Origin of the sequence: Rhodobacter capsulatus (genome assembly GCF_052363175.1) — a bacterium.
Lineage (GTDB): Bacteria > Pseudomonadota > Alphaproteobacteria > Rhodobacterales > Rhodobacteraceae > Rhodobacter > Rhodobacter capsulatus_D.
Map to the genome: position 1 here is coordinate 1,208,718 of NZ_CP198946.1, position 14,033 is coordinate 1,222,750.

The window sequence follows — 14,033 nt, forward strand, 5'->3', positions numbered from 1 at the left end:
CGGGCGCAAAGAAAGCGCGCCCGCCGCATCCGTGCGGGTATCCCCCAATGGAGTGACCATGGCCAAGGAAGAAATGCTCGAATTCCCCGGCGTCGTGAAGGAACTCCTGCCGAACGCGACGTTCAAGGTCGAGCTGGAAAACGGCCATGAGATCATCGCGCATATGGCAGGCAAGATGCGGAAGAACCGCATCCGTGTTCTGGCTGGCGACCGGGTGCAGGTGGAAATGAACACCTATGACCTGTCCAAGGGTCGCATCAACTACCGCTTCAAGTGAAGCTCATCCTCGGATCGGCCAGCCCGCGTCGGCGCGAGCTTCTGGGTCAGCTGGGCCTGACCCCGGCCGAGGTGCGTATCCCCGACATCGATGAAACCCCGGAGCGCGGCGAGGATGCCCGCGCCTATGTCGCGCGCATGGCCCGCGAAAAGGCGGGGGTTCTGTCCTGCGCGGCGGACGAGGTGATCCTGACGGCCGATACCACCGTCACCTGCGGGCGCCGGATTCTGGGCAAGCCCGCCGATGAAAAGGAAGCGGCCGAGTTTCTGTGGCTGCTGTCAGGGCGTCGCCACCATGTGCTGACCGCCGTCGCCGTGCGCACAAGCGCGGGCCTGCGCGAGCGGCTGGTGGATACGGTTGTGAAATTCCGCCCGCTCTCGAACACCGAGGTGAACGGCTATCTCGCCTCGGGCGAATGGCAGGGCAAGGCGGGCGGCTATGCGATTCAAGGGCTTGCCGGGGCCTTCATCCCCTGGATTCAGGGGTCGTTCACCGGCGTCGTCGGCCTGCCGCTGGCCGAAACCGCCGTGCTGTTGCGCGCGGCGGGCATTGGCGTGGGAGAAGGCGCATGAAGGGTCGGATCGTGATTCTGGGCGCGGTCGGCGGTCTGGAAGCCGCTGCGCTGATGGTCGATGGCCAGCTTGAAGATCTGCTCGTCGACGTCTCGGACGCGATGGCGCTGGCCCCCGGTGCCATCTGCCGCGCCAAGATCGAGCGCCCGATGAAAGGGCAGGGCGGTCTGTTCGTGGCGCTTCCGGGCGGCGAAAAGGGCTTTCTGAAAGACGCGAAGGGACTTGCGCCGGGGCAATCAGTGCTGGTGCAGGTCTCGGGCGGGGCGGAACCGGGCAAGGCGGTTCCGGTCACGCTGCGGCTTTTGTTCAAGGGCCGCTACGGCATCGTCACCCCGGGGGCGCCGGGGCTGAACGTCTCGCGCCGCATCCGCGAGGAAGACACCCGCGAGGGGCTGCAAGCCTTGGCGGGCGTGGTGATGGAAGGCTCCGAGATGGGCCTCATTCTGCGCTCGGCCTGCGAGGGGGCCGAAGACGGCGAGATCGTCGAGGATATCGCCGGTCTGCGCGAACTGGCCGAGGCGGTTCTGGCCGATGTGGACGGTGCGCCGGAATTGCTGGTCGACGCCCCCACGCCGCATGAAGAAGCTTGGCGCGAATGGGTCGATCCCGCCCCCGACGAGGTGGTCGAGGGCTTCGAAGATCACGGCGTTCTGGAGGCGATCGATGCCGCGCTGAACCCGCGCGTGGCGCTGCCCGGCGGCGGTCACATGATGATCGAGCCGACCCGTGCGCTGGTCGCCGTCGATGTGAACACCGGCGCCGATACCTCGCCCGCCGCGGCGCTCAAGGCCAATATCGCCGCCGCCCGCGATCTGCCGCGGCAATTGCGGCTGCGAGGCTTGGGCGGTCAGGTCGTGGTCGATTTCGCGCCGATGCCGAAAAAGGACCGTCTGGTGCTGGAACAGCAGCTGCGCGCGGCCTTCAAGGCCGAGGCGGCGGAAACCAGCCTTGCGGGCTGGACGCCGCTTGGCCTTTACGAACTGGTGCGCAAGCGCGATCGGGTGTCGCTTGCGACCTTGCTCGCGGGGCGGACATGAGCTGTCCGATCTGCGGCAAGGACACCGAGCCGAAATATCGCCCCTTCTGCTCGAAGCGCTGCGCCGATATCGATCTGGCGCGCTGGCTGAACGGCAGCTATGTCATCCCCGGCGATATCGCCGAGGAAGAGGAGCGCCCGGCCGAGGATCGGTCGGGGCCGGTGCAATAAGCGTGCTCAGCCGGGCGTGAGCGCCACGGCCAGATCGGCCAGCCGCACCGGCTTTGCAAGAAACAGCACGTCGCCGTCCCTGCGTGCCGGACTGCCGAACGATCCTTCCTCGAAGCCCGACATCAGCACGATCCGCGCCTGCGGGAAGCGGTCGCGCACGAGGGCTGCCAGATCGCGTCCCTGCATCTGGCCGGGCATCACCACGTCGGAAATCAGGATGTCGGGGCTGACCCCATCCTCGATCAGTGCCAGCGCCGCATCGCCCGAGCTGGCCGCATGGACCTCGTGCCCGCTGCGGCGCAGGAAGATCTGCAAAAGTTCCAGCAGCTCGCGCTGATCTTCGACCACGAGCACGCAGCGCGGTTTCGCGACCGGGGCAGGCGCGGGGCGGGTCACCGGGGCATTGGGCTTTGCCGGGGCGGGCCCTTCGTCGAGCGGCAGCAGGATCCGCACCTCGGTGCCCGCGCCTTCGTGACTGTCGATCTGCAACGCCCCGCCAGATTGCGCGGCGAACCCCGCCACCATCGAGAGCCCGAGCCCGGTGCCTTCGCCCACCGGTTTCGTGGTGAAGAAAGGCTCGGTCACCCGGCCGATCATCTCGCGCGCGATGCCGTGGCCATCGTCTCGCACCGAAAACAGCACCTTGCCGCGTCGTCCGGGGGGCGTTGCGGGCGCGAAGGTGCAGCTCAGCACGATCCGGCCCCGCCCCTCGATCGCATCGCGCGCATTCAGCACCAGATTGAGCAGCGCCGTAACCAGCGTGCCCTCGTCCACCCGCACCGCGGGCACATCGGGATCGACCGCGGTCTCGATGGCGATGCGTTCGGGAATGAGCCGCCGCGCCATCGTCTCGACCTCGGCGATGACGGCGGTCGGATCGACGCGGCGCGGCTCCAGATGCGACTTGCGCGCGAAGGACAGCACCTGCCGGATCAACGCCGCGCCGCGGTCTGCCGCGGCATTGGCACGATCGAGCTGCGCCGCGATCCGCGCGGGGTCGCGTTCCGCGCGCGCAAGATCAAGAGTCCCCGTGATGACATTCAGGATGTTGTTGAAATCATGCGCCATTCCGCCCGCAAGATTGCCCAGTGCCTCCATCTTCTGCGATTGGACCAGCTGCTCGCGGGTGACCAGATGGCGGCGATGCGCGCGGGCGGCCTGCAACAGCGCGACGCCAAGATAAAGGAGGATCGCCGCGGCGACGACCCAGACGGTGATTGCCTGGGCGAGGTTAGGCGCCAGACGCGCGATCTGTGCTGCGATCAAGGCAATCGCCACCGCATCGGGCAGCACGAAACACAGCGCCAGATACCAGAGTTGCGCCCGCGCCAGAAAGACGTTCAGGATCGAGCCGACCAGCAAGACCATGCCGGTGAAGTGAAAAGCCTCGTCCTCCTGCAGCCAGAGATAGACCGGCATCGCCGCGAAGACCGCCCCGATCGCCAGATGCGCCATCAGCACGCAAGGCAGGGCGAACGGGCTGTCGCTGTTGCGCAGCCGTCGGGTCAGCTTGCGCTCGACGGTGATCAGCCCGAAATGCGCCGCGACCCAGAGCGGGATGAAATGCACCCCGGTCGTCACCCAGGCGACGGCACCGGCGAAGGTCATCAACACCACCTGTGCCACGAATTCCATCCGGCCGCGCCGCGCGACCTCGAGGATGTCCCAGATTTTCTGATTTCTTTGCGCTTTTGGCATGCGCAGCCTCAATCGATAAAAACAAAACCGTGCCGATTTGGCACCTGCGGGCAAGTCCCGCCCAAACATTCATGAATGCAACTTTAACAGCAAATCGGTGCGCAAGGCCATGGCGAAGGTGCCGCGGGGCAAAGGCGGCTGGCGGGCGAGCCGATCCGTCCTTATTGTGGTGCCGGGGAGGCCTGCGGCATGGTGAAGATTCTGATCGTCGATGACGACCCGGATGTGCGCGACCTTGTGCGTTACGAGCTTGAGGCGCGCGGCTGGGACGTGGTCGAGGCGTCCACCGCGGCCGAGGTTGCGCCTGCGCTGGCGGCCGGGGCGCCCGATCTGATCCTGCTCGACCTGCGCCTGCCCGATCAGGACGGGCTGACCTTGGCGGCGCGGCTGCGGGCGAGTTCGTCGATTCCGATCATCATGCTGACCGGCCTTGGCGGCGACGTCGACCGGATCGTCGGCCTGGAAATGGGTGCCGATGATTATGTGGTCAAGCCCTTCAACCCGCGCGAGTTGGTGGCGCGGATCAAGGCGGTGCTGCGCCGGGCGGGGGCGGCGGCAGTGCCGGTCGAGCTGACCGAACATGACCGGCGCAGCTTCGCGGGCTGGGTGATCGATCTGACCGCGCGCACGCTCGAAACGCCCGCGGGGCAGGGGGTGGCATTGACCAATGCGGAATTCCTGCTGCTTGAGGCTTTTGTCCGCGCCCCGCGCTGCGTGCTCAGCCGCGATCAGCTGCTGGAACGCACCCGCGCCGATGGCGGCGAGGTCTTTGATCGCACCATCGACGTGCTGATCCTGCGGCTGCGGCGCAAGATCGAGCCCAACCCGCGCGCGCCGCAGCTGATCCGCACCGAGCGCGGCGCGGGTTATGTGCTCGATGCCGACGTGCGGCGGCTGTGACTTTCCAGGCTGACGCGGATCGCGGCGGCCAGAACCTCCTCGGGGACGGGTTTGCGCAACAGGTTCGGCAGATCCGCCCCCGCTTTGCCCGGTGCGCCCGAAGTGAACAGAACCGGCAGATCCGGGCGCAGCAGGTGCGCCTTTTCCGCCAGCGCCCGTCCGTCAAGGCCTGGCATGGCGAGATCGGTGTATAGAAGGTCGATTTCCGGAATCTCGCGCAGCATGTCGAGCGCGGTCAGCCCGTCGGGCGCGGTCACGACCGCATGGCCCAGACGGCGCAGCTGATCGGCGGTGATCTCCAGAAGATCGGCGTCGTCATCGACCGCCAGAATGCAGGCCTCGGCCGTCTGCAACCCTTCGGGGCGGGGCAGTTCGGTGACCGGGCTTTCGGGCAGGCGCAGGCTGACCCGGGTGCCCCGGCCCGGCGCGCTGTCGAGCGCCACCGTGCCCCCCGATTGTCGCACGAAGCCATAGACCATGCTCAGGCCAAGGCCGCTGCCCTTGCCCACCGGTTTCGTGGTGAAGAAGGGCTCGAAGACCTGATCGAGCAGGTCGGGCGGGATCCCCGCGCCGGTATCCGCGACCGTCAGTTCGACAAATCCGTCCGCCGCGCGGCGGGTGGTGACGGTGATCTCGCCCGTCCCCTCCATCGCGTCGCGGGCGTTGACGGCCAGATTCATCAGCGCGTTTTCCAGCTGCCCCGGATCGACCCGCACCCGCGGCAGATCTTCGGCGAGATCGGGGGTGATCTGCATGCCCGAGCCAAGGCTTGATTGCATCAGATCGAGCATGCCGCGCACGAGCGTGTTCAGATCGACATTCTCCGGCGCAAGGCGCTGACGGCGGGAGAAGGTCAGCAAACGGTTGATCAGCCCCGCGGCGCGGTTGGCGGCGGAAAGGCCGCGCTCGGCGCGGGCCTTCAGCGCGGGGGTCGCGGTCAATTCCCGCGCAAGGATGTTCAGGTTGCCGATGATCACGGCCAAGATGTTGTTGAAATCATGCGCAATTCCCCCGGTCAGCTGGCCCACTGTCTCCAGCTTCTGCGCATGCAAGAGCTGGCTTTGCGTCGCCCGGCTTTCGGTCACATCCATGTGGATCGTCGCAAAGCCGCCCATCGGGATCGGGTTCGAGCGCAGTTCCAGCACCCTCCCCGAGGGGAAGCGCATCTCGAGCCGCTGCGGCTCGGCAAGGCGGCGCGGCACAATCTCATCAAGATCGACCGGCGTGCCATCGGGCAGGCTGGCCTGCACCCCGCGCGCCGTCAGCAACCGGTTGATCTCGGTGATCGTCGGGGCGGTGGCGACCTCCTCGGCGCTGACATCATGCAGCGCCAGATATTGCGGGTTGAAGGCGACCAGCCGCCGGTCGCGGTCGAAGACGGAAAACCCGTCCTTCATCGTCTCGAAGGTTGCGATCAGCAGGCTGGAGCGTTCCGCCAGTTCCCGGTCGAGCTTTTCCACCTGCGCCGAGTTTTCGCGAAAGACGGTGAAGGCGCGGGCCAGATCGCCGATCTCGTCGGCGCGCTCGGCCCCCGGCACGGTCGCATCGCGTTCCCCCGCGGCGAGCCGCACCATCGCCGCCGTCACCCCGCGCAGATTGCGCGAGAGCGGCCGGATCACCATGAAATAGGACACGCCCCCCGCCATCAGGATCACCGCGAGCGCGATCGAGGCGAATTGCGTCGTGCGTTCGAGGATCGTGCGGCGCAACCCCTCGGTCACCTCGGCGGTGGTGCGGCTCGCGGCGATCACCCGACCGTCGACCGCGGCTTTCAGATCGGCGGCGCGCGAGGCGGCGGCGCGCAGATCGGCCTCGGCGGCGGTGCGGGCGCGCATGTCCTCGGCCTGCAGATCGAAGATGCCGCCCGGCGCGGCTTGCGCGCGGAAGGCCGCCAGCGCCCGGCCGAACTCGGTGCGCAGGCCCGAGGGCAGGGCGGCGCCGGTGCTGTCGAGCTGCGACAGCGTGCGGCGATAGGCGGCGCGGCCATCCTCCAGCGCCTGCGGGTCGCGGGCATCCCCCGCCAGCAGCAGTTCGGAAATCGCCCGGTCGGTCAGCCGTTCGGCCGCCAGAAGCGGCGCCTGCGAGCGCACCGCGGTGCGGTAGATCTCGGGGTCGGGCAGGATCTGCCCGCCGGTGATCGCCTCGACCGCAAGGATCGAGGGGCCCAGAAGCTGGCGCAGAAAATCCTGTTCCGCCAGCATCTTCGCCCGTTCCGCCTCGCGTAGCCGCGCCAGTCTGCGCAGCTGGTCGAGATCGGTGGACAGCGCGCGCAACCGGGCCGCCAGATCCCCGGACAGGGCAGCGATCTGATCTGAGTTTTGCGTCGGTGCCGCCGCCCGCAGCGCCTGTGCCTGTTCGGCAAAGGCGGCCAGATCGGCGTCGATCGCGCGCTGCGCCTCGGTCAGTGCCTCGGCGGTGCTCGCGGCCATCAGGCTCGCCCCGCGGCTTTGCAGCCGGTCGCCGATGCGGGCAAGCCGCAGCGCCGCCGTCATCGCGGGCACGTCGCGCCCGGTCACCGTTTCCGCCGCCTCGCCGATCTGATCGAGCGCCCGGATCGCCGCAACGCCCGCCAGCGCCATCGCAAGGGTGGAGACGGCGACGATCAGCAAAAGCCGCCCCTGAATGCCGCGCCACAGGGTCATGGCGAGACCTCCAACCCCATCGCCTCGCGGTAGTGGCGGCGCTGGCTCGCCCGGCCCAGACGGTCGGTGATCCGGTCCCAATCCGCGGCGGCGGCGGCCAACGCAGCCTCGGGCGTCATCTCTCTGGCCAGAACCCGACCGATGCGGGCATCGAGCGCGGCCATATAGGCGGGATAGCCCGGCAGCCGCAGATCGGGCGCGGTTTGCGGCGCCGACAGGCTTTCACGCAGCACGGACAAGTAGTCGGTTGCCGCCTGCGCCCCCATCAGCTGCGACCAGCCCGCGGTGTCGTCGAGCTGCGACAGCCGATAGGGGTTGAAGCCCGAGGCGCCCGACATCACGTCTTTCGCCGCCCGCGCCGGATCGGCCATGAAGGCGATGTAATCCCAAGCCGATTTCGGATCGGCAGCACCGCGCGGCACGACGGCGATCCAGCCGCCGAAAGCCAGAAACGGCACCGGGCGCGGCGCATCCAACCTGTCCCAGCGCTTCGTCACCGGGTTCCAGACCTCTTCCGTGCCGGGCAGGGCGAAGAAGCCGACGCGGTCGCGGATTTTCGAACTGCTCGGATCGGTCGCCACCGTGCCGATATCGGACCAATCGAGCGCCATCGCCGCCTTGCCCGCGGCAAAACCCGTTCGCACGCCATGACTGGGCAAGGCAGGCCCCGGCGCCGTGGCGATCGCGTCGAGATACTCGTGCAGCGCCCGGACCCAGGCCGGGTTGTCGATCTCGGGCGCCATCGTTTCCGGGTCGAAGAAGAAATGCCCCGGATGGTCGGGGTGGGCGGTATAGGCGGCGGCATGGGAAAAGATCGACCAGAGCCGCTGGCCATTCTCGGCCGAGGCCTCGAGCGTGCCGGGGACGCCGCCGACCTGAAAGAAGGCGGCGATGCGGTCATACTCCGCCCATGTCTTCGGCGGTTGGAGGGCGTGACCGGTCTGCGTCCGATAGGCCGCCTGCGTCGCCGGATCGTCGAACAGATCGCGCCGGTAAGCACCCATATGCAGATCGCCATCCAGACTGACCGCCATCCACTGGCCGCGCCAGCGCATCTGCCGGTCGCGATAGGCGGGGTGGATGCCCTGCACGAGCGGGCTGTGTACAAGCGCCTCGGGCACGGGCATCAGGTAAGGCGCCACATCGGGCAGCCAGTCGGCGGGCAGGATCAGCACATCGGCGGGGGTGCGGCCGATGACGAAGCCCATCATCACCTCGCCATAAAGCGCGTCGAAAGGGCGGGGCGTCACATGCACCGCGACGCCGGTTGCGCGCGCAAACTCCGCCCCATGCGCGATGGCCGGGCCTGCAATCGGGCCACCATCACGGGTCAGCACCTCCAGCGCCTCGGCGCGGGCGAGGCTCAGCGCCAATATGACAATTGTTACAAGCCGGGCCGTCACGGGCGACATACTCCATTCATCTGCAGGGCGCTTCGTCCCCTCAAGAGCATCGCACATCCGATGCGGAGGAGGAACCGTGATACCCCTGACCAGCGAACTTGTGGCCATCGGCAAGACGGCCACCGACAAGGCCGATGCCATTGCGCAGGCCGTGGACCTGTTGACCGCCGCGGGCAAGATCGATCCGCGCTACGGTCAGAGCATGATGGGCCGCGAGGCGGTCGCGAATACGTTTCTGGGCAATGGCATCGCGATCCCGCATGGCCTGCCGCAGGACCGCGACCTGATCCATGACACGGCGATTGCGGTGGTGCAGCTGCCCGCGGGCGTCGAATGGGCGCCGGGCGACACGGCGCGTCTCGTCGTGGCGATTGCCGCGAAATCGGATGAACACCTGCAGGTGCTGAGCAACCTGACCGACGTTCTGGGCGACGAGGCCGAGGCCGAGCGGCTGGCGACGACGACCGACGCCGCGGTGATCGTCGCGCGGCTGACCGGGGCCGAGCCGCCCGCGCCGCGCACGGAGGCCGCGCCCGAGGATTTCGCGCAGGGCTTTGATGTGGCGGTCAGCGGTGCGCATGGGCTCCACGCCCGGCCTGCGACGACGCTTGTCGATCTCTGCAAGGGCTTTGCGGCTGAAATCCGGGTGCGCAATGGCGCCAAGGTGGCCAATGCCAAAAGCCTGATTTCGCTTCTCAATCTCGGTGCGGCTCAGGGCGCGGTGCTGCGTATCAGCGCCGAAGGCCTGGAAGCCGATGCCGCTTTGGCGGCGATTGCCGCGGCCTTCGAGGCCGGGCTTGAAGACGAAGAAGACACCGGTGCGGCGGCCCCCGAAGCCGCTACGCCCGGTTTGACGGGGGCGGGGGCGTCGATGGCCTGCTACGAGGGGCGCACCCTCGTTGGCATCTCCTCCTCGCCGGGTTACGCGCTTGCCCCCGTCTTCCGGTTTGCCCGGGACGAGGTCGTCTTTGACGCCGACGCCTCGGATGCCGTGTTCGAAAACGACCGTTTCGAGGCGGCGTTGCAGACCGCGTGGCACGAGCTGGAAGAGCTGCACGACGAGGTCTGGAAGAAGTCCGGCCCGGCCCGCGCCGCGATCTTCCGCGCGCATCAAGAGTTTTTGCACGACCCCGAAATGGTCGAGGCCGCCAAGGCCCTGATCGGCGCCGGACGTTCGGCCGGGTTTGCCTGGCATCAGGTCTTCAGCGAACGTGCCGACATGCTGGCGGCGATGAAAGATGCGGTGCTCTCGGGCAGGGCGATCGACCTGCGCGACGCGGGCCAGCGCGTGCTGCAACATCTGGGCACGGTGCAGACCGGCGAAACCCATCTGCCTTCCGTGCCCTGCATCCTGCTCGCCGATGACCTGACGCCGTCGGACACCGCGCGGCTCGATCCGGCGCTGGTGCGGGGCTTGGCCACGGCGCAGGGCGGGCCGACCTCGCATACCTCGATCATCGCCCGGGCGCTGGATATTCCCGCGGTCGTGGGCGTTGGTGCGGGGCTTCTGGATCTGCCGACGGGGACCTCGGTGCTGCTTGATGGCGGCGCGGGCGTGATCGTCGTCGCCCCCACCGCCACCGACATTGCCAAGGCCGAGACCGCGATGGCGGCGCTGAAAACCCAGCGCGAGGCCGAGGCGCGGGAACGCTACAAGCCCGCGCTGACGGTGGATGGCGCCCGCGTCGAGGTGGTTGCCAATATCTCGGACGTGGCCGAAGCCGTCGCCTCGGTCGAGGCGGGGGCCGAGGGCGTGGGCCTTCTGCGCACCGAATTCCTGTTCGTGAACCGCGAGGCGCCGCCGAGCGAAGACGAACAGGTGGCGATCTATTCCGCGATGCTCGAGGCGTTGAACGGCCTGCCGATCATCATCCGCACGCTCGATGTGGGCGGCGACAAGGAAATCCCCTATCTGCGCATGCCCGTTGAACAAAACCCGTTCCTTGGCGAGCGCGGCATCCGCTTCTGTCTGAGCCACGAAGACCTGTTCCGCACCCAGTTGCGGGCGATCTACCGGGCCTCCAGCAAGGGCCATGTGCGCATCATGTTCCCGATGATCGCGATGGTGCAGGAACTGGAAACCGCGCGCCGCATCGCCGAGGAGGTCCGTCTTGAGGTCGGCGCCGCCCCGGTCGAGATCGGCATCATGATCGAAATTCCGTCCGCCGTGATGATGGCGCCGGAACTGGCGAAACGGGTCGATTTCTTCTCGATCGGCACGAATGACCTGACGCAATACGCGCTCGCCATGGACCGGATGCATCCGGTGCTGGCGAAACAGGCCGACGGGCTGCATCCGGCCGTGCTGCGGTTGATTGACTTCACTGTGCGTGCGGCTGATGCGGCGGGGATCTGGGTTGGCGCTTGCGGCGGTATTGCGGGCGATCCGATGGGGGCGGCGGTGCTCTCGGGGCTTGGGGTGCGGGAACTGTCCGTGTCCATCCCCGCCGTGGCCGGGATCAAGGCGCAGCTGCGCCGCTCCACGATGGCCGCAAACCGCGATCTGGCGATGCGGGCTCTGGCCTGCAGCGACGCCGCCGAAGTGCGGGGGCTGAAATGACGATCCGCATTGCCACGGTCTCGCTCAATTCCGCCGTCGATCAGACGGTGACCGTGCCGGGCTTCACCGCCGATGCGGTGAACCGGGTGGCCGCCTCGCGCATCGATGCGGGCGGCAAGGGGGTCAATGTGGCCTCGTTCCTGGCCCATGTCGGGCACGGGGTTGCGGTGACCGGGCTTCTGGGGGCCGAGAATGCGGCGCTTTTCGCGCGGCATTTTGCGGCGACGGGGCTCGTCGATGCCTGCCAGCGCCTGCCCGGTGCGACGCGGACGAATGTGAAGATCGTCGATCCGCTGCAAGATCAGGTGACCGATCTGAACTTTCCGGGCATCGCGGCGGGGCCGACCGATCTTGACGCCGTGGCCGCGACCCTGACCGAGCTTCTGGCCCATGGTCTGGATTGGGTTGCCCTTTGCGGCAGCCTGCCCGCCGGGATCGGCGCCGAGGCCTATGCCCATCTCGCCGCCATCGCCCGCAAGGGCGGGGCGCGGGTGGCGCTGGACACCTCGGGTCCGGCACTGGGGCTGGCGCTGGCGACGCGGCCCGACATCGTCAAACCCAATGTCGCGGAACTGGGCGCGCATCTGGGCCGCACCCTGACCGGGCTTGAGGCCGTCTGCACCGCCGCGCGCGATCTTTCGGCTGCGGGCGTCGGGCTGGTGGCCGTTTCGATGGGGGTCGAGGGCGCGGTTCTCGTGCGTGGCACTGAAGCGGTGCAGGCGATCCCGCCCGCGACGCCCGTCGCCTCGACCGTGGGGGCGGGGGACGCGATGGTGGCGGGGCTGATCCATGCCGCGACGCTTGGCCTGACCCTCGCCGAGACCGCCCGTCTGGCCACTGCCTTTTCGCTGGGCGCTTTGGGGGAAATCGGCCCGCATCTGCCGCCGCAAGAGCGCCTCACCGCGCTTGCCCGCACCGTCACCGTCAAAACGCTGCCGCTCGTCTGAGCCGCAGGGGAGGAACCCATGTCGAAGATTGTCGCCGTGACTGCCTGTGCCAAGGGCGTTGCGCATACCCATATGGCGGCCGAGGCGCTGAGTGCCACCGCCGCGCAGATGGGCCATCAGATCCATGTCGAGCGCCAGTCCGCCGAAGGCGTCGAGGCCCCCCTGCATGTGGCCGAGATTGCCGCGGCCGATGTGGTGGTGATCGCCGCCGACCTCCGCGTCGAGGATGTGCGCTTCGTCACGAAACCCGTTTACCGGACCACGACCAGCCGCGCCGTCACCCAGACGTCCGCGGTTCTGGCCGAGGCCCTTGCTTTGATCGGAGAGGAGACCACGCAGATGACAACCCAAACAGGCCAGAAGTCGCTCAAGGTGGTGGCGATCACCTCCTGTCCGACCGGCATCGCCCATACCTTCATGGCCGCCGATGCGCTGAAGAAAACCGCCGCTGCGCGCGGCTGGGAGATCGCGGTCGAGACGCAGGGCTCGGTGGGGTCGCAAAACGCGCTGACCGAGGCGCAGATCAAGGCGGCCGATCTCGTGGTGATCGCGGCCGACACCCATGTCGATGACAGCCGGTTCGGCGGCAAGAAGGTCTACAAGACCTCGGTCGGTGCGGCGGTGAAGGGTGCGGCGAAGGTACTGGACGCGGCCGTGGCCGAAGGCGTGGTGCTGGGCGCCAACCTGGCCGATACCGTCGATGCGCTGAAGGCGCAGCGCGCGGCGAACCGCTCGGGCCCCTACATGCACCTGCTGACGGGCGTGTCCTACATGCTGCCGCTGGTCGTGGCCGGTGGTCTGCTGATCGCGCTCTCGTTCGTCTTCGGCATCAAGGCTTTCGAGGTCGAGGGCACGCTGCCCGCGGCGCTGATGGCAATCGGTGGCGGCGCCGCCTTCAAGTTGATGGTTCCGGTTCTGGCGGGCTTCATCGCCTATTCGATCGCCGACCGTCCCGGCCTGACCCCCGGTCTGATCGGCGGGATGCTGGCGGTGAACCTGAACGCCGGGTTCCTGGGCGGTATCGTCGCGGGCTTCCTGGCTGGCTACGTTGCGCGCTGGCTGCGCGATGCGATCCAGCTGCCGCGCACGCTTGAGGGCCTCAAACCCGTCCTGATCCTGCCGCTGCTGTCGACCGCGATCACCGGCCTTGTCATGGTCTATGTCGTCGGCACCCCGGTCGCCGCGCTGCTGGCCGCGATGACCGCCTTCCTGCAAGGCCTTGGCACCACCAACGCCGTCGTCCTTGGCCTGATCCTTGGCGGCATGATGGCCGTCGACATGGGGGGCCCGATCAACAAGGCCGCCTATACTTTCGCCGTCGGTCTGCTGACCTCGAGCACCTATGCGCCGATGGCCGCCGTGATGGCCGCGGGCATGACGCCTCCGCTGGGTCTGGCGCTCGCCACTCTGGTTGCGAAGAACCGCTTCACCGCCGAAGAGCGCGAAGCCGGGGGTGCTGCCGCGGTGCTGGGTCTGTCGTTCATCACCGAAGGCGCGATCCCCTTTGCCGCGAAAGACCCGGCCCGCGTGATCCCCTCGATCATCGTCGGTTCGGCGATCACCGGGGCGCTCTCGATGGCGCTGGGCTGCCAGCTCGTCGCGCCGCACGGCGGGATCTTCGTCCTTGCCATCCCGAATGCGGTGACGAACCTCGGCCTTTATGCGCTGTCGATCGTGATCGGCACGCTGGTGACCACGGGCTTGCTGATCGCGCTGAAAAAGCCGCTCACTTCGGATCAGGCCGCCCGCGCCTGAGTGGCAAAGCTGCAAGATCAAGGCCGACGGTCCAGTGACCGTCGGCCTTTGAGGGACAGAGGCGCCCGTCGT

11 protein-coding genes are annotated in these 14,033 nt (G+C 68.0%); 8 read left to right on the plus strand and 3 right to left on the minus strand.

All coding sequences use genetic code 11. The annotated features are described in order from the left end of the window. Positions 1–58 precede the first annotated feature (58 nt). From infA to ACTTAI_RS06855, 4 genes are read left to right on the plus strand one after another with little or no spacing between them, the layout of a single operon-like run. Positions 59–277 (plus strand): translation initiation factor IF-1, encoded by a 219-nt coding sequence (gene infA / locus ACTTAI_RS06840; RefSeq protein ID WP_013068259.1) that lies wholly within the window; start codon positions 59–61, stop codon positions 275–277. Then, a complete protein-coding gene (locus tag ACTTAI_RS06845) occupies positions 274–849 on the plus strand; it encodes a Maf family protein (RefSeq protein ID WP_444455041.1) in 576 nt (191 codons plus the stop codon). Before infA ends, ACTTAI_RS06845 begins: the two co-directional genes overlap by 4 nt. Then, positions 846–1,886, plus strand: a complete 1,041-nt coding sequence (locus ACTTAI_RS06850) for a ribonuclease E/G (protein WP_444455042.1) — start codon at positions 846–848, stop codon at positions 1,884–1,886. The genes ACTTAI_RS06845 and ACTTAI_RS06850 overlap by 4 nt, the downstream gene beginning before the upstream one ends. After that, complete coding sequence (locus ACTTAI_RS06855; protein WP_444455043.1) at positions 1,883–2,056, plus strand: DNA gyrase inhibitor YacG; 174 nt, start codon at positions 1,883–1,885, stop codon at positions 2,054–2,056. The genes ACTTAI_RS06850 and ACTTAI_RS06855 overlap by 4 nt, the downstream gene beginning before the upstream one ends. Before the next feature lie 6 nt (positions 2,057–2,062). On the opposite strand, the gene ACTTAI_RS06860 is transcribed toward ACTTAI_RS06855, so the two are convergent. Then, a complete protein-coding gene (locus ACTTAI_RS06860; RefSeq protein WP_444455044.1) occupies positions 2,063–3,754 on the minus strand; it encodes an ATP-binding protein in 1,692 nt (563 codons plus the stop codon). Positions 3,755–3,943: 189 nt separating this feature from the next. Between ACTTAI_RS06860 and ACTTAI_RS06865 the strand changes: the two genes are divergently transcribed. Further along, a complete protein-coding gene (locus tag ACTTAI_RS06865) occupies positions 3,944–4,654 on the plus strand; it encodes a response regulator (protein ID WP_444455045.1) in 711 nt (236 codons plus the stop codon). Here the strand turns inward: ACTTAI_RS06865 and ACTTAI_RS06870 are convergent. Together ACTTAI_RS06870 and ACTTAI_RS06875 are read right to left on the minus strand one after the other, a co-directional pair. After that, complete coding sequence (locus ACTTAI_RS06870; RefSeq protein WP_444455046.1) at positions 4,621–7,296, minus strand: ATP-binding protein; 2,676 nt, start codon at positions 7,294–7,296, stop codon at positions 4,621–4,623. The two genes, ACTTAI_RS06865 and ACTTAI_RS06870, sit on opposite strands and share 34 nt — an antisense overlap. Then, positions 7,293–8,708, minus strand: a complete 1,416-nt coding sequence (locus ACTTAI_RS06875) for an ABC transporter substrate-binding protein (RefSeq protein WP_444455047.1) — start codon at positions 8,706–8,708, stop codon at positions 7,293–7,295. The genes ACTTAI_RS06870 and ACTTAI_RS06875 overlap by 4 nt, the downstream gene beginning before the upstream one ends. Positions 8,709–8,775: 67 nt before the next feature. Between ACTTAI_RS06875 and ptsP the strand changes: the two genes are divergently transcribed. The 3 genes from ptsP to ACTTAI_RS06890 are packed head-to-tail and all read left to right on the plus strand — an operon-like array spanning position 8,776 to position 13,961. Beyond that, the gene (gene ptsP, locus ACTTAI_RS06880; protein ID WP_444455048.1) at positions 8,776–11,259 is read left to right on the plus strand and encodes a phosphoenolpyruvate--protein phosphotransferase; all 2,484 of its coding nucleotides are present in this window, start codon (positions 8,776–8,778) and stop codon (positions 11,257–11,259) included. Then, positions 11,256–12,206: a 1-phosphofructokinase gene (gene pfkB, locus ACTTAI_RS06885; RefSeq protein WP_444455049.1), complete on the plus strand. Its 951-nt coding sequence runs from the start codon at positions 11,256–11,258 to the stop codon at positions 12,204–12,206. Before ptsP ends, pfkB begins: the two co-directional genes overlap by 4 nt. 18 nt (positions 12,207–12,224) lie before the next feature. Beyond that, a complete protein-coding gene (locus ACTTAI_RS06890) occupies positions 12,225–13,961 on the plus strand; it encodes a PTS fructose-like transporter subunit IIB (protein ID WP_444455050.1) in 1,737 nt (578 codons plus the stop codon). The last annotated feature ends 72 nt before the right edge of the window (positions 13,962–14,033 follow it).

Bases quoted from the DNA above. Each gene is read 5' to 3' on its own strand.
- ACTTAI_RS06870 (WP_444455046.1), bottom strand. From the start codon at position 7,296: ATGACCCTGTGGCGCGGCATTCAGGGGCGGCTTTTGCTGATCGTCGCC.
- ACTTAI_RS06855 (WP_444455043.1), top strand. From the start codon at position 1,883: ATGAGCTGTCCGATCTGCGGCAAGGACACCGAGCCGAAATATCGCCCC.
- ACTTAI_RS06890 (WP_444455050.1), top strand. From the start codon at position 12,225: ATGTCGAAGATTGTCGCCGTGACTGCCTGTGCCAAGGGCGTTGCGCAT.
- ACTTAI_RS06875 (WP_444455047.1), bottom strand. From the start codon at position 8,708: ATGTCGCCCGTGACGGCCCGGCTTGTAACAATTGTCATATTGGCGCTG.
- ACTTAI_RS06860 (WP_444455044.1), bottom strand. From the start codon at position 3,754: ATGCCAAAAGCGCAAAGAAATCAGAAAATCTGGGACATCCTCGAGGTC.
- ACTTAI_RS06850 (WP_444455042.1), top strand. From the start codon at position 846: ATGAAGGGTCGGATCGTGATTCTGGGCGCGGTCGGCGGTCTGGAAGCC.
- pfkB (WP_444455049.1), top strand. From the start codon at position 11,256: ATGACGATCCGCATTGCCACGGTCTCGCTCAATTCCGCCGTCGATCAG.
- infA (WP_013068259.1), top strand. From the start codon at position 59: ATGGCCAAGGAAGAAATGCTCGAATTCCCCGGCGTCGTGAAGGAACTC.
- ACTTAI_RS06865 (WP_444455045.1), top strand. From the start codon at position 3,944: ATGGTGAAGATTCTGATCGTCGATGACGACCCGGATGTGCGCGACCTT.